This is a genomic window from Geodermatophilus sp. SYSU D00867, assembly GCF_054050315.1.
Map to the genome: position 1 here is coordinate 35248 of NZ_JBJGZC010000008.1, position 17259 is coordinate 52506.

20 protein-coding genes are annotated in these 17259 nt (G+C 78.0%); 16 read left to right on the forward strand and 4 right to left on the reverse strand.

From position 1 onward, the window contains the following. The first annotated feature begins 64 nt into the window (after positions 1-64). The 7 genes from ACI8AK_RS09165 to ACI8AK_RS09195 all read left to right on the forward strand — a co-directional run bounded on the left by ACI8AK_RS09165 (position 65) and on the right by ACI8AK_RS09195 (position 6056). Complete coding sequence (locus ACI8AK_RS09165) at positions 65-910, forward strand: alpha/beta hydrolase (protein ID WP_456955949.1); 846 nt, start codon at positions 65-67, stop codon at positions 908-910. 125 nt (positions 911-1035) lie between these two features. Next, positions 1036-2349 carry a PRC-barrel domain-containing protein gene (locus ACI8AK_RS09170; RefSeq protein WP_456902272.1) on the forward strand — a complete coding sequence of 438 codons (1314 nt, stop codon included), beginning with the start codon at positions 1036-1038 and terminating at the stop codon, positions 2347-2349. A 131-nt stretch (positions 2350-2480) separates the two neighbouring features. Further along, positions 2481-3479, forward strand: a complete 999-nt coding sequence (gene dhaK, locus ACI8AK_RS09175) for a dihydroxyacetone kinase subunit DhaK (RefSeq protein WP_456955951.1) — start codon at positions 2481-2483, stop codon at positions 3477-3479. Positions 3480-3481: 2 nt separating this feature from the next. Next, positions 3482-4114: a dihydroxyacetone kinase subunit DhaL gene (gene dhaL / locus ACI8AK_RS09180; RefSeq protein WP_387986443.1), complete on the forward strand. Its 633-nt coding sequence runs from the start codon at positions 3482-3484 to the stop codon at positions 4112-4114. Further along, on the forward strand, positions 4111-4518 hold the full coding sequence (dhaM, locus tag ACI8AK_RS09185; RefSeq protein WP_387986445.1) for a dihydroxyacetone kinase phosphoryl donor subunit DhaM: 408 nt from the start codon (positions 4111-4113) through the stop codon (positions 4516-4518). Before dhaL ends, dhaM begins: the two co-directional genes overlap by 4 nt. Positions 4519-4579: 61 nt before the next feature. Beyond that, positions 4580-4915: a hypothetical protein gene (locus tag ACI8AK_RS09190; RefSeq protein WP_387986448.1), complete on the forward strand. Its 336-nt coding sequence runs from the start codon at positions 4580-4582 to the stop codon at positions 4913-4915. Between the two features lie 31 nt (positions 4916-4946). After that, the gene (locus ACI8AK_RS09195; RefSeq protein WP_456955953.1) at positions 4947-6056 is read left to right on the forward strand and encodes a winged helix DNA-binding domain-containing protein; all 1110 of its coding nucleotides are present in this window, start codon (positions 4947-4949) and stop codon (positions 6054-6056) included. Here the strand turns inward: ACI8AK_RS09195 and ACI8AK_RS09200 are convergent, their stop codons facing one another. Beyond that, the gene (locus ACI8AK_RS09200) at positions 6057-6917 is read right to left on the reverse strand and encodes an SRPBCC family protein (protein WP_387986452.1); all 861 of its coding nucleotides are present in this window, start codon (positions 6915-6917) and stop codon (positions 6057-6059) included. Positions 6918-6971: 54 nt separating this feature from the next. Between ACI8AK_RS09200 and ACI8AK_RS09205 the strand changes: the two genes are divergently transcribed. The 5 genes from ACI8AK_RS09205 (at position 6972) to ACI8AK_RS09225 (ending at position 9080) form a co-directional block, all read left to right on the forward strand. Then, the gene (locus ACI8AK_RS09205; RefSeq protein ID WP_456955954.1) at positions 6972-7184 is read left to right on the forward strand and encodes a LuxR C-terminal-related transcriptional regulator; all 213 of its coding nucleotides are present in this window, start codon (positions 6972-6974) and stop codon (positions 7182-7184) included. Positions 7185-7252: 68 nt separating this feature from the next. Then, the gene (locus ACI8AK_RS09210) at positions 7253-7756 is read left to right on the forward strand and encodes an inorganic diphosphatase (protein ID WP_387986457.1); all 504 of its coding nucleotides are present in this window, start codon (positions 7253-7255) and stop codon (positions 7754-7756) included. Positions 7757-7798: 42 nt separating this feature from the next. Continuing rightward, the gene (locus ACI8AK_RS09215) at positions 7799-8245 is read left to right on the forward strand and encodes a YdeI/OmpD-associated family protein (RefSeq protein WP_456902268.1); all 447 of its coding nucleotides are present in this window, start codon (positions 7799-7801) and stop codon (positions 8243-8245) included. A 203-nt stretch (positions 8246-8448) separates the two neighbouring features. Continuing rightward, positions 8449-8757, forward strand: a complete 309-nt coding sequence (locus tag ACI8AK_RS09220; protein ID WP_387986462.1) for a hypothetical protein — start codon at positions 8449-8451, stop codon at positions 8755-8757. Next, the gene (locus ACI8AK_RS09225; protein WP_456955956.1) at positions 8754-9080 is read left to right on the forward strand and encodes a hypothetical protein; all 327 of its coding nucleotides are present in this window, start codon (positions 8754-8756) and stop codon (positions 9078-9080) included. The genes ACI8AK_RS09220 and ACI8AK_RS09225 overlap by 4 nt, the downstream gene beginning before the upstream one ends. A 22-nt stretch (positions 9081-9102) precedes the next feature. On the opposite strand, the gene ACI8AK_RS09230 is transcribed toward ACI8AK_RS09225, so the two are convergent. The 3 genes from ACI8AK_RS09230 to ACI8AK_RS09240 form a co-directional block, all read right to left on the reverse strand. After that, a complete protein-coding gene (locus ACI8AK_RS09230) occupies positions 9103-10158 on the reverse strand; it encodes a DUF2855 family protein (RefSeq protein ID WP_387986466.1) in 1056 nt (351 codons plus the stop codon). Between the two features lie 61 nt (positions 10159-10219). Beyond that, positions 10220-11053: a class I SAM-dependent methyltransferase gene (locus ACI8AK_RS09235; RefSeq protein WP_456955957.1), complete on the reverse strand. Its 834-nt coding sequence runs from the start codon at positions 11051-11053 to the stop codon at positions 10220-10222. Positions 11054-11153: 100 nt separating this feature from the next. Next, positions 11154-14006 (reverse strand): AfsR/SARP family transcriptional regulator, encoded by a 2853-nt coding sequence (locus ACI8AK_RS09240; RefSeq protein ID WP_456955959.1) that lies wholly within the window; start codon positions 14004-14006, stop codon positions 11154-11156. 111 nt (positions 14007-14117) lie between these two features. On the opposite strand from ACI8AK_RS09240, the gene ACI8AK_RS09245 reads away from it, so the two are divergent. From ACI8AK_RS09245 to ACI8AK_RS09260, 4 genes are all read left to right on the forward strand, one after another. Then, positions 14118-15116 (forward strand): LLM class flavin-dependent oxidoreductase, encoded by a 999-nt coding sequence (locus tag ACI8AK_RS09245; protein ID WP_456955961.1) that lies wholly within the window; start codon positions 14118-14120, stop codon positions 15114-15116. A 76-nt stretch (positions 15117-15192) separates the two neighbouring features. Continuing rightward, positions 15193-15684 carry a hypothetical protein gene (locus ACI8AK_RS09250; RefSeq protein WP_456955962.1) on the forward strand — a complete coding sequence of 164 codons (492 nt, stop codon included), beginning with the start codon at positions 15193-15195 and terminating at the stop codon, positions 15682-15684. A gap of 94 nt (positions 15685-15778) precedes the next feature. Then, positions 15779-16372, forward strand: coding sequence for a carboxymuconolactone decarboxylase family protein (locus ACI8AK_RS09255; RefSeq protein WP_456955964.1), 594 nt, complete (start codon positions 15779-15781; stop codon positions 16370-16372). Continuing rightward, the gene (locus ACI8AK_RS09260) at positions 16369-17238 is read left to right on the forward strand and encodes an RNA polymerase sigma-70 factor (protein WP_387986481.1); all 870 of its coding nucleotides are present in this window, start codon (positions 16369-16371) and stop codon (positions 17236-17238) included. Before ACI8AK_RS09255 ends, ACI8AK_RS09260 begins: the two co-directional genes overlap by 4 nt. Positions 17239-17259: the final 21 nt, after the last annotated feature.

The following is a 17259-nucleotide window of genomic DNA, read 5'->3' on the forward strand; positions in this document are numbered from 1 at the left end:
CCCCTAGCGTCCGCGGCGTCCGCGGCCCGGTCGGGTGGCCGCACCCCGCTCCCGGAGGACCACCGTGACCGCTGCCGCCCCCGTCCCCGTCCCCGTCGTCTTCGTGCACGGCCTCTGGCTGCACGCGAGCAGCTGGGCGCCGTGGCTGGAGCTGTTCGCCGCCCGCGGCTACGACCCGGTCGCGCCGGGCTGGCCGGGCGAGCCGGCCACCGCCGAGGAGGCGCGGGCGCACCCTGGGGCGGTCGCCGGCGTGGGCATCGGCGACGTCACGCAGCACCACGCCGACGTCATCGCGGGGCTGCCCGCGGCACCGGTGGTGGTGGGCCACTCGTTCGGCGGGCTGGTCGCGCAGAAGCTGCACGGGATGGGCCTGACCCGCGCCTGCGTGGCGCTCTCGCCCGCGCAGTTCCGCGGCAACCTGGTGCTGCCGCCGGCGCAGCTGCGCACGGCCTGGCCGGTGCTCTCGCGCCCCGGTCTGCGGACGGGCACCTGGGCGCACACGCGGGACAGCTGGGCGCGCGCCTTCGCCAGCGCGGTGCCGCGCGAGGAGGCCGACCGTCTCTGGGACGCGTACGCGATCCCCTCCCCCGCGCGGCCGCTGTTCCAGGCGGGGTCCGCCGCGTTCACGCCGCGCAGCGAGGCCGCCGTCGAGACCCGGCGGGAGCGCGGGCCGGTGCTGCTCGTGGCCGCCGGGCTGGACCGCACCGTGCCGGCCGCCGGCGTCCGCGCCGCGTACCGCATCCAGCGGCGGCACGGCACCGGCGTCACCGAGCTGCTCACCTTCCCCGACCGCGGCCACTCCCTCGCCGCCGACTCCGGCTGGGCGGAGGTGGCCGGCGCCGCCCTGGACTTCCTCGCCCGCCACGGCGTCGGCGCGCCGTCCCCCGAGCCGGTGGAGGGCGTCCGCTGAGGTCCGGACCGGCCTCCGCGACCTCCCGTGATCGGCACGGGTGGGGCCGCGACCAGCGGGGTAGGGCCGCCCGGACGGCAGCGCCGGGCCACCCCGGCCCGGCCCCGAGAAGTGGGGAGGCGACCATGGCACTGCCCGAACGGGACTCAGTTGTCGACTGGGTCGGCAGGACGGTGGTCGACCGGCACGGCGCGGAGATCGGCACGGTGACGCACCTGCTCGCCGACGAGGGAACCGGCCGGCCGGAGTGGCTGTACGCGGACATGGCCGGCACGACCGTCGTCGTCCCGCTGTTCGACGCCACCGGCGAGGGCGACCGGGTGCAGGTGGTGGTCGACCGCGGGCTGGTCGACGGCGCCCCGCGCTTCGGCGACAGCCGCGAGCTGACCACCGAGCAGGAGTCCGCGCTGTACCGGCACTACGGCATCGAGGCGAGCACCGAGACCTCCGAGACCCTGCTGCCGGCGCCCGACGCGGAGCCGCCGGCGACCACTGCCGTGGCGGTGTCCGGCGAGGAGGTGGCGCCCCTGCCCACCCCGGACGCCGACGAGGAGCTCCCGCCCCCGCCACCGGTGGCCCAGCCCGGCGACGAGGACTTCGGCCGCGCCGACGAGCCCCAGGGCCGGTCGCTGGCCGCCCGCGCCGGCGGGGCCGCGGGCGGGCTCGCCGCGCTGCTGGCGCTCGGCGGCCTGCTGTTCGCGGTGCTGCGGCGGCGCCGGCAGCCGGCCGCCACGGTGTCCCGCCGCGCCCGCCGCGGGGGCAAGGCCGCCCGGCGGACCGGGCGGAAGGCCGCCCGGCAGGCCCGGGCGGTGCCGGCGGCCGGACGGGCGCGGGTGGAGCACCTCGTGGCCGCGGCAGTCCCGGTGGTCACCGACGCCGCCTCGTCGGTGCGGGAGGCCGCCCGCGGCGGCGCGTCCGCGGCCGGACCCGCCGTGGCCAACGCCGCGCACCTCGTCAGCGAGGCCGCCCGCGGTGTCGGCGAGGCCGCCCGCGGCGGCGCGTCCGCGGCCGGGCCCGTCCTGGCGACCGCCGCCCAGCGCGTCGGCGAGGTGACCCGGACCGGCGCCGCGGCGGCCGCTCCCCTGCTGGCCACCACGGGCCAGGCGCTGCAGACCGGCGCCAGCGTCGGTGCGGAGGCCGCGAAGCAGGCCCTCGACGCCCTCCCGGAGCTCACGTCCACGGTGGTCTCCCGGGCCACCGAGGCCGGCGCCGAGATCGGGCAGGCCGCCCTCCGCGCGGCGGCCAGGGTCGGTGGCGCGGTCGAGGCGGTGCCCGAGGAGGTCGCCGAGGTCGGCCACCGCATCCGGAAGCGGGGTCGGCGCGTCGCCCGCCTCACCTCGCTCGGGGCCGGCCTGGGCACCGGCTACGTCGTCGGCGCCCGCTACGGCGACTACGGGCAGATCCAGCAGGCCGCCGCGCGCGTCACCGGCCGGGGCTGACCCGTCGTCCCGGTGCCCCCGGGTGCAGGCTCCGTCCTGCACCCGGGGGCACCGCCTCGTTGTGCCGCGGATCACATGAGCCCTAGCCTCCGGGACGGTCCCTGCTCGACTCCCCCGAGGTCAGGTGCACGATGAAGAAGCTCATCAACGACCCGTCCGACGTCGTATCCGACGCCCTCCGCGGCATGGAGCTGGCGCACCCGGACCTGCTCCGGGTCGACCACGAGAACCGGGTGGTGTTCCGCCGCGACGCGCCCGTGCAGGGCAAGGTCGGCATCGTCTCGGGCGGCGGCTCCGGCCACGAGCCCATGCACGGCGGCTTCGTCGGCCGCGGCATGCTCGACGCCGCCTGCGCCGGGGAGGTCTTCACCTCGCCGGTGCCCGACCAGATGCAGGCGGCCACCGCGGGCGTCTACAGCGGCGCCGGCGTGCTGCACATCGTGAAGAACTACACCGGCGACGTCATGAACTTCGAGATGGCCGCCGAGCTGGTCGCCGCCGAGAGCGGCATCGAGGTGGCCACCGTCGTCGTCGACGACGACGTCGCCGTCACCGACAGCCTCTACACCGCCGGCCGCCGCGGCGTGGGCACCACGGTGCTGCTGGAGAAGATCGTCGGCGCCGCCGCCGAGGAGGGCCGGCCGCTGATCGAGGTGGCCGACCTGGCCAAGCGGGTCGACAACGCCGGCCGCAGCATGGGCATGGCGCTCACCTCCTGCACCGTGCCCGCCGCCGGGACGCCGACCTTCTCCCTCGGCGAGGACGAGATGGAGATCGGCATCGGCATCCACGGCGAGCCCGGCCGGCGCCGGGTGCCGCTGGCTCCCGCCCGCGAGGTCGCCGCGATGCTGGTCGAGCCGATCCTCGCCGACCGGAGGTACACCGACGGCGTCATCTGCTTCGTCAACGGCATGGGCGGCACCCCGCTCATCGAGCTGTACGTGGTCTACGCCGAGGTGGCCGCGATCCTGGAGAAGGCGGGGATCGGGATCGCCCGGTCGCTGGTCGGGCCGTACATGACCAGCCTGGAGATGGCCGGCTGCTCGGTCACCCTCCTGCAGGCCGACGACGAGATGCTGCGGCTGTGGGACGCGCCGGTGGTCACCCCGGGCCTGCGGTGGGGGGCCTGAGCATGGCGGTGGGCACGGAGGACCTCACCGCCTGGCTGCGCCGGTTCGCGGAGTCCGTGCACGAGCAGCGGGACCGGCTGACCGCGCTCGACGCGGCCATCGGCGACGCCGACCACGGCGCCAACATGGACCGCGGCATGACCGCCGTCGTCGCCACGCTGGACGAGTCGCCGCCGGCCGACGCCGCGGCGCTGCTCAAGAAGACCGGCGCCACCCTGGTGAGCAAGGTCGGCGGGGCCAGCGGCCCGCTGTACGGCACGCTGTTCCTGCGGATGGCCGGCGCGGCCGGCGACGGCGACCTCGACGACGCCGCGTTCGCGCGGGCGCTGCGCGCGGGCCTGGACGGCGTGGTCGCCCGGGGCAGGGCCGAGCCCGGCGACAAGACGATGGTCGACGCGCTCGGCCCGGCCTGCGACGCCCTCGACGCCGCGGTGGAGGCGGGCAAGCCGCTGGCCGACGCGCTCGCCGCGGCGGCGGACGCGGCGGCGCAGGGCCGGGACGCGACCGTGCCGATGGTCGCCCGCAAGGGCCGGGCCAGCTACCTCGGCGAGCGCAGCGCCGGGCACCAGGACCCGGGGGCGACGTCGACGGCGCTGCTGGTCGAGGCCGCCGCGGCGACCCTGGGACGCTCGTGAGCGTCGGCCTCGTCGTCGTCTCGCACAGCCGGGCGCTGGCCGACGCCGCCGTCGAGCTCGCGCGGCAGATGCTGCCCGGGCGGGAGCTGGCGATCGCGGTCGCCGCGGGCACCGAGGACGGCGGGCTCGGCACCGACGCCGCCGCGGTGGCCGACGCGGTCGGGCAGGCCGACTCCGGTGACGGCGTCGTCGTGCTCATGGACCTCGGCAGCGCGGTGCTCTCGGCCGAGACCGCGCTGGAGTTCCTCGACGACGACGTCCGGTCGCGGGTGACCCTCTCCCCCGCGCCGCTGGTGGAGGGGCTGGTCGGCGCGGTCGTGCTGGCGTCGACCGGTGCCTCCCGCGAGCAGGTCGCCGCCGAGGCCGAGCGGGGGCTGGCGCCCAAGCAGGCGCACCTGGCGTGACGGCTGGGACGCACGGGACGGCGGCCTTCCCACGGGGACGCCGCCGGCCGATGAGCCGGGCATGCGCGCCAGCCACGTCGCCACCGCACTCGCCGCCTTCACCGCCGGCCTGACCGCCGCGTCCGCGCTGCACCGCCGCGCCGGCCGCCCGGTCCCGGCTCCCCTCGTCCACACCGGGGTCGACACCGCCGTCGAGCCGGCCGCGCCGGCCCGGACGCGGGACGCCGTCGTCCTCCCCTTCCCCCGCCCGGCGCTGCCCGCCGAGCAGGTCGTCGAGCAGCCCGCCGCCCGGCCGGCCCGCTGCGGCGACACCGGCGGCGTCACGAGGGCCGGCGCACCCTGCGCCGCCCGCGCCACCAGCGGCGGCCGCTGCCACCACCACCCGCTGGCCGCCTGATCCCGTCGGTCCCCCGCGGTAGACAGCGGGGGTGGGCGCGCGCCGGGGAGCCGAGGTGCTCGACCGGCGCGCGCTCGGCCGCGCCACGCTCGCCCGGCAGCTGCTGCTCCGGCGGGACGGGCGCGGCGTCCTCGACGCGGTCGGCCACCTGGTCGGCCTGCAGGCGCAGGAGCCGCAGGAGCCCTTCGTCGGGCTGTGGTCGCGGCTGACGGCGTTCCGGCCGGCCGGGCTCGACGACCTGCTGGAGTCGCGCCGCGTCGTCCGCACGCTGCTCATGCGCCGGACGCTGCACCTGGTCACCGCCGGGGACTGCCTGCGCCTGCGGCCGGTGCACCGGTCGATGCTCGTCGCCCGGGCGCGCGGCACCCTCGGGCGCCGGCTGCCCGGCGTGGAGTTCGGCGAGCTCGCCGCGGCCGGGGAACCGCGGTTCGCCGAGGCGCCGCGGCTGCTGTCCGAGGTCGGCCGGCTGGTCGGCGACCGCTGGCCGGACGCCGCGGCCCGCGACCTCGGCGACGCGCTGTCCAGCCTGGTGCCGCTGGTGCAGGTCCCGCCGCGCGGACTGTGGCGGCAGCGCGCCCCCGCCCGGAACACCACGGTGCGCGCCTGGCTGGGGCGCGACGCCGAGGACGGGCCGCCCGACGACGTCCTCGACGACCTGGTGCTGCGCTACCTGCGCGCGTACGGGCCGGCGGCGACCGCGGACCTGCGGTCCTGGAGCGGACTGGGCGGCCTCCCGGCGGTGGTCGCCCGGCTGCGGCCGCGGCTGCGGACCTCCCGCGACGAGCGCGGCCGCGAGCTGCTCGACGTCCCCGACGGCCTCCTCCCCGACCGCGACGAGCCCGCGCCGGTGCGCTTCCTGCCCGCGTTCGACAACGCGGTCCTCGGCTACGACGACCGGTCCCGCCTGATCGCCGACGAGCACCGCGGCCTGAGCGTGACCGGAGCCCGCTTCGTCCTGGTCGACGGCACCGTGGCCGCCACCTGGACGACCCGCGACCGGGACGACGGCGGCGTGGCGGTGACCGTGCAGCCGCTGCGGCGGCTCACGCCGGCCGAGCGGGACGACGTCGAGGCCGAGGGCACCGCCCTCGCCGCCTTCCTCGGCGACGGCGTACCGGGACCGGCCGAGGTGACCCGGTGATCAGCGGCTGCCGCCCCCGATCATCGGGTCGTCGCCGTCGTCACGGACGCCCCGCTCGACGCCCTCCGTGGACGGCCCGGCGGTGTAGCCCTCGGGGTGGGACTCCGGGACGAGCACGTCGTCCCGGACGACGGCATCCGGCGGCGGCTGCTCGACCTGGGTGACCTCCGGTGACTGGACGACGCCCTCCGGGGTCTCCGTCCCGACCTCCTGCTGCCCGCCCTCCGACGAGCCCGACGGGCCCGACGAGCCCGACGAGCCCGCGGTGGCCGCGGCCACGCCGGCGGCCGCCGCTCCGGCCACCGCGGCGACCCCGGCCGCGACGGCCGTTCCGGACACGCCCGCCTTGCCGCTGTCCCCGCGCGACCCGTGAGCGGTCTCCGCGGTGGGCGTGCCGACGTCGAGCCCCTCGCCGATCGAGCCGCGCCAGGCCCCGGTGGCGTGGCCCTGGCTCTCGACGAGCGCCTTGAACCGCTCCAGGTCGGACCGGACCTGCCGCTCCACGATGCCGAGCTTGTCGCCGACCTGCTCGACGACGCCCTCGGGCTCGTACTCCAGCTCCAGGTACACGACCGTCGAGTCGGGCCCGGCGGGCTCGAAGCGGACCGCGCCGGCGTTGGTGGCCCCGCTGGTGGCGGCCCAGGCGACCTTCCGGTCCGGCTCCTGCTCGAGGACGGACGCCTCCCACTCCCGCCGGACGCCCGCGATCTCGGCCACCCAGTGCAGGCGCCGGTCGTCGAGCTGGCGGACCTCCTCGACCCCGCCCATGAAGCGCGGGAAGTCCTCGAACTGGGTCCACTGGTCGTACGCCGTGCGGACCGGCACGTCGACCTGGATCGACTTCTCCACCCTGGTGGTCATCGCCGACCTCCTCCGTCTCGGGACGCTGCCCGACGGGTGTGACCTGGACCACCCGTGGTCAAACGGGTCACGCGTCCCACCGGGCGGGCGGAGGTCCTGCTGCTGGTGGCGTGCGGGCTGTCCGACGGCGAGATCGCCGGCGAGCTGTACCTGGGCCTGCAGACGGTGAAGACCCACGTCAGCAGCCTGCTGCGCGAGCTCGGCGCCCGGGACCGGACGCAGGCCGTCATCGCCGCCCACGAGTCCGGCCTCGTCCCCCTGCGCTGACCGCCGGGTTGCCGGGGAGCGGGTCCTGGGCCAGGGTCTCCTCGCGGTCCGGCCGGAGGAGGGTGCCCGTGGAAGCCGACGTGATCGTCGAGATCCCCAAGGGCTCGCGGAACAGGTACGAGTACGACCACCGGCTCGGCCGCATCCGGCTGCTCCGGATGCTGTTCACCGCCACCGGCTACCCCGGTGACTACGGGTTCGTCCCGGACACCCTCGCCGAGGACGGCGAGCCGATCGACGCCCTGCTGCTGCTCGGCGAGCCGACCTTCCCCGGCTGCCTCGTGCGCGCCCGGGTCATCGCCGTGTTCTGGGTGCACGACGAGCGCGGCCCGGACGCGAAGCTGCTGTGCGTGCCGGCGAGCGACCCGCGGATGGAGCACCTGCAGGAGCTCGAGGACGTCCCCATCCACCAGGTCGCGGAGATCTGGCACTTCTTCGAGATCTACGAGGCGCTGACGCCGGAGAAGTCCGCCGAGACCCGCGGGTGGGAGCGCCGGGCCCAGGCCGTCGCGGCGCTGGAGGACGCGCAGCGGCGGTTCGCCGAGCGGGCCGCCGGTGGGCCGAGGGGATGACAGGGGCTTCCGCCGCGACCGCCGGGACGCCAGGGTGACCCGGTGACCGAGGAGCTGCGGCTGACCACCACCCTCGCACCGCGCGGCCCGGCGGCCGCCGTCGTGCTGACCGACGAGCAGGTCGCCGGCCTCGGCGGGGGCGCCAAGGCGTTCCCCGTCCGGGTCACCGTCGGCACGGTGACCGTGGAGGGCCGGGTCGCGCGGATGGGCGGCGAGAACCTCATCGGGCTGAGCAAGGAGCGCCGGGCCGCCCTCGGGGTGGCCATAGGCGACACCGTCGACGTCGTCGTCGCCCTCGACCGGGGCGAGCGCACCGTCGAGGTGCCGCCGGACCTGGCCGAGGCGCTGGCCGCGGCGGGCGTGCGGGAGGCCTTCGACCGGCTGTCGTACACCTCCCGCAAGGAGCACGCGCGGTCGGTGGCCGACGCGAAGAGGCCCGAGACCCGCGCCCGCCGGGTGAGCGCCGTGGTGGACGCCGTCTCCGGCTGAGGCCCCGCCGCACCCCTTTACGGACGATCTCGTCTCACCAAGGGCGGGTGGTCGAGCGCGCACGGTGACGGGCACACCCGGCCCGCTCCGGGCGGCGGACCGGGTGCCTTCCGGGCCGGCCCGGGCGCTCCCACACTGTGCGCGCGCCCTGCGTCGGGCACCTGCCGCACCGGCGGCAGTTCCTCAGAGCCGAGGTGCTCCCGATGACGCAACCCACCCCCTGCCCGATCCTCGACCTCAACCTCGGGCCGCTGGACCTGAACCTGCTGGGCCTGCACGTGCACCTCAACGAGGTGGTGCTCGACGTCGAGGCGATCCCCGGCCCGGGCAACCTGCTGGGCAACCTGCTGTGCGCGATCGCCGGGCTGCTCGACGGCGTCGACCTCGGCGGCGTCCTGGGCAACCTGCTGCAGGAGCTCATCGACGCGCTCATCCGCCTGCTCGAGGGCATCGGCGGGGGCGGCGGCGGAGGCGGCGGCACCGCGCCGGTCGCGCAGCAGGCGGCGGCGTGACCGGCCCCCGGGACCCCGACCCCGCGGCGGCCGCCGCAGCGGAGCTGGAGCGGCTCCAGGAGCTGCTCCGGCGGGCCGGCCGGGACCGGGCCGACCCCGGGGAGGTGGCGCGGGCGGTCGGTGCCTACTGGCGCGACCACGGCCCGGCGCTGCGGAGCGCGGCGGCCGCCCTCGGCGACACCGCGCGGGGGCAGGTGCTGGCCGAGCTGTACCGCGTGCGGGACGAGCTCGGCCGGCAGCTGCAGGGGCAGCGGGCGTCGGCGCCCCGCCCACCGGAGCCGGGGACGACGGAGGAGCCTGGCCGAGGCGCCGAGCCGGGCTGAGGCGCCGAGCCGGGCTGAGGCCTCAGAGCGAGAGGACCAGCCCGCGGCGCGGGTCGACGTCGCCGTCCAGCAGCGCCGCCCACGCCTCGGTGACCGCCTGCGCCCCGGTGCGGTGCTCGACGGTCAGCAGCCCGGGCGCCCGGGTCGCGGCGAAGTCCGGCCACGCGGCCGCGATCCGGCGGGCGGACGACGGGTCCAGGGCGGCCGCCGCGGCCGGCGCGGAGAACACCTCCGGCTCGGGCCCGGGCAGGCCGCTGCTCGCGAACGACGCCCGCGTCCAGTGCGTCGCGCCGACCACGACCGAGGCCCGCAGGACGCCCGCGGTGCGGCGGTGCACCGCCGCGCGCAGGTCCGGGTCGCCGGCGAGGTCGACCAGCACGGCGCCGCGGTCCGCGGGCAGGGCCCCGACCTCCTCGTAGGTCAGGACGCGGTCGTAGAGGCCGAGCGCCGCCGTGGCCGCGGCGTGCCGGGACGACGTCAGCCCGACCAGCTCCGGCGGGTCCCCGTGCGCGCGGACCGCCGCCGCGGTGCACACGGCGGTGCGGCTCGACGCCGACGTCAGGACCACCACCCCGGCTCCCTCGCGGGCCACGCGGTCGGCGAGCAGCCACCCGGTCTGGAACAGCGGCCGCAGCACCGCCGCGACGTCGTCGAGCCCGGGCGGGAAGCCCGTCTCGGGCAGGGCGCGGGCGTAGCGGCCGTAGACCCGGGCGAGGGAGGCGCGGGCGGCCGAGCGGTCGGCCAGGCCGCCCGGGCCCGCCGCCACCTCGAGGGTGACCCGGCTCGACATCGGCCAGAAGCCGAAGAAGCGGTCCCCCGCCGCGACGCCGTCGACGCCGGAGGCCGTGGCCCGGCCGAAGCCCCAGACCGGGACCCGGCCCCAGCCCTCCGGCGCGGGGAAGTGGTCCCAGTACCGCCAGGCGTCGCCCAGGACGGCGTAGGTGAGGTTGTTCGCGGTCAGCCCGAAGCGCTCGACGGCGAACTGCACCGAGCCCTGCGGCACCCCGGTCCGCGGCGGCTCCCCCGGGTCGCAGCGCACGGTCCGCGGGTCGTCGCGCCGGACGAGGACGTCGACCACGTCGTCCCTCCCCTCTCGTGCCGGGCCGGCGCCGGGATCCCCCGGCGCCGGCCGGGTGGTCTCACGCGCGGCGCGCGGTGAGCAGCAGGTACTCCCAGTCGAGGACGATCCCGTCGGTGCCGCGGTCGTACCGGGCGGCCAGCGCGGCGAGGTCGTGGTCGAGCGCGGCGACCCGCTCGGGGTCGTCGCCGACGTTGCGGTAGGTCGCGATCGTCGGCCCGTAGACCGTCTTCCACGAGTCCCGCCACGCCTCCGGCGACGGGTAGCCGCCGACCGTCACGGTCTGCCGGCGGGCGACGACGTCGGTGACGCGGTCGCCGAGCAGGTCGCGGACGTGCTGCTCGTCGCCCCACAGCGGCGGCGGCTGCGCGCCGGGCGGCGGCGGGGGCGCGTAGGGCTTCATCGTCCGGAACATCTCGCCGACGAAGCCCTCCGGCGTCCAGCTGACGAGCCCGATCCGCCCGCCGGGGCGGCACACCCGCACCAGCTCGTCGGCGGCCTGCCGGTGGTGCGGCGCGAACATCACGCCGACGCAGGAGAGGACGACGTCGAAGCTCGCGTCCGGGTAGGGCAGGGCCTCGGCGTCGCCCTCCTCCCACGTCACCTCGGCGCCCTCGCGCGCGGCGAACGCGCGGCCCGCCGGGAACAGCTCCGGCGTGAGGTCCGAGGCCACGACCTCCGCCCCGGTCAGCGCGGCGGGCACGGCGGCGTTGCCGCTGCCGGCCGCGACGTCCAGCACCCGGTCCCCGGGGCCCACGCCGGTGGCGGCGACCAGGACCCGGCCGAGCTCGGGGATGAGGTCCCGGGCCACGGAGGGGTAGTCGCCCAGCGCCCACATCGCCCGGTGCTTCGCCTTGAGCGCGCGGTCGGCGGTCGCGTCGATGGTGTCGGTCATCGGGAGTGCTCCTCGTCGTCGTGCGGGGGGACGTCCCCGCGGTGTGCCGACGACGCTGGTGCCGGCGGGTTGCAGACCGCGTGCACCGCGGATGCAGCGGTCATGCACCGGCCTGCCCGGCGGCGACCCGGCCGAGGGCGGCGCGGGCCTGCGCGACCGCCGCCGCCTCCGCGGCGCGGGGGTCGCCGGCGGGTGCGCCCTCGGCGGGCGGGCCGAGCGGGGACGGCTTGCCCGCCGCCACCAGGCAGGCGTGCAGGGCCGCGGCGTCCGCCTCCGCGCCCACCCGCTGCAGCAGCCGGGCCACGTAGCGCAGGTCCAGCCACTGCTGCGTCGAGTCGCCGACCCGGTCCCAGTGGTCGATGACGGCGAGCAGCGCGCGGGCGGCCGCCGCCGGGTCGCCGTGCACCGCCCGGGTCGCGGCCGCCTCCATCAGCGCGATGCCGTGCCACCAGAAGTTGTGCACGGCCGCGGCCAGCGCGCCGGCCTCGTCGAACAGCGCCAGCGCCCGGTCGGGGTCGGACTTCTTGAGCACCAGGCCGAGGGCGTAGCGGCCCATCGACTGCGCCGTCGGGTTGGCGGTGGCCTCGGCGACGTCGAGGCTCTCCCGGGCGGCGGCCAGCCCCTCCTCCGGCCGGCGGCGGACCGCCTGGCACACGGCGACGTAGTAGAGCGTCCACACCAGCCGGATCCGGTCGCCGTCGGCCCGGGCCCGCTCCGCCTCGGCCGCGTAGTGCGCCAGCGCGGTGCCGACGTCGCCCTCGTAGAGCGCGACGTCGGCGAGCACGTCGCCCGGGTAGGCGATGCGGGCGGTGCCGGGCAGCGGCAGCCGCCCTCCGGCCAGGCGGGCCGTGGCCCGGGCGCGCGCGAAGTCGCCGCGGTTCCACGCGCCCCGGGCGGCGGCGCCGACGGCGGCCGGGTAGAGCGGGTGGCCGGGGTCCACGACGGGCAGCAGCTGCTCGGCCCAGGCGTAGGCCTCGTAGCCGACCCGCAGGTGCACCAGCTCGGGCACGGCCGAGACCAGCCGCACGGCGAGGTCCCACTCCCGGTCGGCGGCGGCGCGGGTGAACGCGGCGCGCAGGTCGTCGTAGACGCCGAGGGCCTCCTCCGCCCACGCCCGCTCGTCCGGTCCCTGCAGCCCCGCGCCGGCCCGCTCGGCGTAGTCGACGTGGTGGGCGACGTGCCGCCGGGCCAGCTCCGCGGACTCGCCCGCGGCCCCGGCCTGCGCCCGGCCGTAGGCCCGCAGGGTCTCCAGCAGTCCGTAGCGGCTGTGCACCCCGCTGCGGGCCACCACCATGGACCGGTCCACCAGGCGGGTCAGCCGGTCGAGGACGTCGTCCTCGGTGGCGGCGGGGTCGGCGACGGCGTGGACGGCGCGCAGGTCGGCCCCGCCGGCGAACGCCGACATGCCGCGGAACAGCCGCTGCTCGTCCTCGGGCAGCAGCCGGTAGGACCACTCGATCGCGGCCACGAGGCTCTGGTGCCGGGGCACCGGCCCGCGCCCGCCACCGAGCAGCGGGGCGTCCTCCAGCCGGGCGGCCACCTCGCCCGGGCTCATCACCCGCATCCGGGCCGCGGCCAGCTCGATGCCCAGCGGCAGGCCGTCGACGCGGCTGCAGATGGCGGCGACGGCGTCGGCGGCCGCGGGGTCCAGCCGGAAGTCCGGTGTCGCGGCGCGGGCGCGCTGGACGAACAGCGCGGTGGCGTCCGCGAGCGGCAGCGGCGGCACCGGCCACACCTGCTCGCCGTCGACCCCGAGCGGCTCCCGGCTGGTCGCGAGCACCACCACGCGCGGGCAGCGCTGGACGACCTCGGCGACGAGCGCCGCGGCGTGCGGCAGCACGTGCTCGCAGTTGTCGACGACGAGCAGCAGCGACCGCCCGCGCAGGTAGTCGAGCACGGTCTCCTCGACCGACAGCCCCGACCGCTGCCGGATGCGCAGCGCCGCTGCGACGGCGTCCCCGACCGGGCTGCCGTCGGGCAGGGCGGCGAGCTCGCACAGCCACACGCCGTCGTCGAACCGCGCGCGGTCCCGGGCGGCGACCTCCACCGCGAGCCGGGACTTCCCCGTCCCGCCGACGCCGGTCAGCGTCACCAGCGGGCCGGCCCGCAGCGCCTCCAGCACCCGGGCGACCTCGGACTCCCGGCCGACGAACCCGCTGGCCCGGCGGGGCAGGTTGCCCGGCGGCGGCCGCGCGGCGAGCGCGGGGTCGTGCACGAGGATCCGCCGGTACAGCTCCCGGGCCGGCGCGGCGGGCTCCACCCCCAGCTCGTCGTCGAGGCGGGTGCGCAGCTCGTGGAAGGCGGCGAGCGCGTCGGCCTGGTGCCCGGTGGCGTACCGCGCCCGCATGAGCGCCACCGCCGGCCGCTCCCACGTCGGGTGCCGGCGCACCAGCGCCTCGAGCTCGGGCACCGCCTCGGCGGCGCGGCCGAGCTCCACCAGAGCGTCGGCGCGGTCGGCCGCGGCGCCGGTGCGCAGCTCGGTCAGCCGGGCGGCCTCCGCGCCGGCGAAGTCGCCGTCGGCGAACTCGGCGAGCGCGTCGCCCCGCCACAGCGCCAGCGCGGCGTCGAGGTCGGCCAGCGCCCGCGCGGGGTCGCCCGCGGCCGCGGCCGCCCGGGCGGTGCGGACGCGCTGCTCGAACTCGACGGCGTCCAGCGTCGCGCCGTCGAGCTCCAGGCAGTAGCCGGGCGGGCGGTGCCGGAGCGGGGCGGCGTCGCCGAGGACGCCGCGCAGCCGGGAGACGTAGGCGCGCAGCGCCGTGACCGCGCCGTCGGGCGGCGCGTCGCCCCACACCGCGGCGAGCAGCCGGTCGGCGGGCACCACCTCGCCGCGGGCGACCAGCAGCGCCGCGAGCAGGGTGCGCGGCTTGTGCCCGCCGACGGCGACCGGTCCCGAGCCGTCCTCGACCTGCAGCGGGCCCAGGACCCGGAAGTGCAGGTGCGTCGCACCGGTCATCGCTGCCTCGCCTGCAAGCGGACTGCAACGGGCGCGGCCGACCCTAGTGGCGGCCCCGGGAGCGCGACCAGACGCGGACCCGATCCCGGCCCGCACGAGGAGGGCAGCACCATGACCGCACCGGCCCGGCGGCTCGCCGTCGGCGTGACCCCGATGGAGACCCGTCCCGACGTCGTCCTGCACCTCGCCGACCGCGCCGAGGAGCTGGGGTACGAGGCGTTCCTGCTGGCCGAGGGCTGGGCGCACGACGCGCCGGTCCTGCTCGCCGCGATCGCCACGCGGACCCGGCGGATCCGGCTCGGCACCGGTGTCCTGAACGTGTGGGGGCGCAGCCCCGCGCACCTGGCGATGCTCGCGTCGTCGCTGGACACCCTCTCCGGCGGCCGGTTCGTCCTCGGCCTCGGCGCGGGCTCGCCGCAGCTCGCCGAGGGCCTGCACGACGAGCCGTTCACCGCGCCGGTCGCCCGCCTCGGCGCGGTCACCCGGCAGGTGCGGGCGCTGCTGGCCGGCGAGCGCGTGACGCCGTCGCGGCCGGGCGGGCAGCGGCCGCTGCGGCTGGCCGTGCCGCCGCGGCCGCGCCTCCCGGTGCACCTGGCCGCGCTCGGGCCGGAGGCCGTGCGGCTGGCCGGGGAGGTGGCCGACGCCTGGTACCCGTTCCTGCTCCCCCGGTCCGGCCTGGCGGCGGGCCGCGCCCTGCTGCGGGAGGGCGCGGCGGGCGTGGGGCGGCCGGTGCCGCTGGTCAGCCCCGGCATCCCGGTGGCGGTGGCCGACGACCCGGCGGTCGCGCGGGCGACGGCGTCGTGGTGGCTGACCACCTACCTGACGGCGATGGGCCCCCTCTACCCGCGGACGATGCGCCGCGCCGGTCTCGGCACCGCAGTCGACGCGGTGCCGGCCGCCCGGCCCGGGGAGGTGCCCGCAGGGGCGGAGGTGCTGGTCGACGAGCTGCTGCTGCACGGCGACGCCGGCAGCGCGGCGGCGACGCTCGACGCCTGGCGCGGGGCCGGTGCCGAGCTGCCCGTCGTCGTCCTGCCGCCGGGGCGGCCGGTGGCCGAGCTGGACGCCGCGCTCGAGGCACTCAGCCCGCGGCGGGTGCCCGTGCCGGCGTGAGCGGCCCGCCGGGACGGGTTGGCCCGTCTCCTCCTGGGTAGCGGCGGCAGAACCACCGAGCGACTGGAGGAGAGACATGGGCAAGCTGTCGTTGGGACTGGGCCTCGGGGTCGGCTTCGTGCTGGGCGCGCGTGCCGGGCGCGAGCGGTACGAGCAGATCGCGAAGACGGCACGGGACCTGCTGGGCCGGCCGGAGGTGCAGCAGACCCTCGAGAGGGCCCGCGAGGCCGCGCCCGCCCCGCTGCAGGGCGGCATCGACAAGCTCACCGCGCAGGCGTCGGGGGGCGGCGGCACGGGCGGCGGCACGGGCGGCGGCACGGGCGGCGGCACGGTGGGTGGCACCGTCGGTGGCACCGTCGGTGGCACCGTCGACGCCGGGACGGTGGCCGCGGGCAGCAACGCCGACGCGGTGGTCCCCCCGACCCCGCCGACGGTCGCGGAGGCGTTCGTCCTCGAGGACGCCGACGTCGAGACGCCGACCACCCCGGCCGCGGACACGCGGACCACCGGGGGGACGGCCGGCCCGGTGCCGGACCCGCTGATCCCGCCCGCCAAGTCGGGCCAGTAGCCGGGAGGCTGCTCGCCCCGTCTCCTCCGGGGTGTCACACGCGGGGCGCGACCGGTGTCTCCATGTCGACGCCACCGCACACCCTGGAGGAGACATGGCGAGCGGCACCCGGGTCCCCGCGACCGAGATCACCGGCCTGTACGGGGCCCTGCTGAAGACGATGAGCCGCCGGGTGCTCGGCCAGGTGCCCGAGGGCGCCGGCGTCATGTGGCACCACCCGGCGGTGCTCAAGGACTCGATGGCCTTCGGCCGCAGGGTCGACTCCTGGAACCGGCTGGACCCGCACCTCGCGACGTTCGCGGCCATGTCCGCGGCCGCCACCATCGGCTGCGGCTTCTGCCTGGACCTGCACCACTTCCTGGCGAGCGACCGCGGGCTCGACGAGGCCAGGGTGCGGGAGGTGCCGCGCTGGCGGGAGTCCGCCGTCTTCACCCCGCTGGAGCGGCGGGTCATGGAGTACGCCGAGGCGATGAGCCGGACCCCGCCGGCCGTGACCGACGAGCTGTCGGCCGCCCTGCTGGACGAGCTGGGACCGGCCGCGCTGGTGGAGCTGACCGCCAGGATCGCCTTCATGAACTCCAGCGCGCGCAGCAACGTCGCCCTCGGCATCCGGTCGCAGGAGTTCTCGGCGTCCTGCGGCCTGCCGCCACTGGCGGCCCCGTCGCGGGACGGCGTCGCCACGGCATGACCGAGGACCCCTTCGTCGCCCACCGCGGCCTGCTGTTCACCGTCGCCTACGAGATGCTCGGCTCCGCCGCCGACGCCGACGACGTGGTGCAGGAGACCTGGCTGCGGTGGGCGGAGGCGGACCGGGCCGCGGTGCGCGACCCGCGGGCCTACCTGGTGCGGATCGTCACCCGCCAGGCGCTCAACCGGCTGCGCACCGTGGCCCGCCGCCGCGAGGAGTACGTCGGCGAGTGGCTGCCCGAGCCGCTGCTGACCAGCCCGGACGTCGCCGAGGACGTCGAGCTGGCGGAGAGCGTGTCGATCGCGGTGCTCACCGTGCTGGAGACCCTGGCACCGACCGAGCGCGCGGTCCTCGTGCTGCACGAGGTGTTCGACGTGCCCTACGACGAGATCGCCGAGGCGGTGGGCCGGTCGGCCGCCGCGGTGCGGCAGATCGCGCACCGGGCGCGGGAGCACGTGGCCGCGCGCCGTCCGCGGACGACGGTCAGCCGCGCCGAGCAGCAGCGGGTCGTCGACCGGTTCCTCGCCGCGCTCACCGCCGGCGACCTGCAGGGCCTCATGGACGTGCTCGCACCCGACGTCGTCGCGGTCGCCGACGGCGGGGGCCTGGCGCCGGCCGTCCTGCGCCCGATCGCGGGCCGGGAACGGCTGGCCCGGGCGCTGTCCCGGTTCGCCGACCTCGTGCCCGGCGTGGAGATCACCACGCCGCTCGTCAACGGCGCGGTGGCCCTGCGGATCGACCCGGGCGGCGAGTTCGACACGGCGATCACCGTCGTCGTCGAGGACGGCCGGATCAGCCGGCTGTACGCGATGCGCAACCCGCACAAGCTCGGCCGGCTCGACGAGCCCGCCGACCTCCGGCGGTGACGGCGCCCGTCCTCGGCCGAG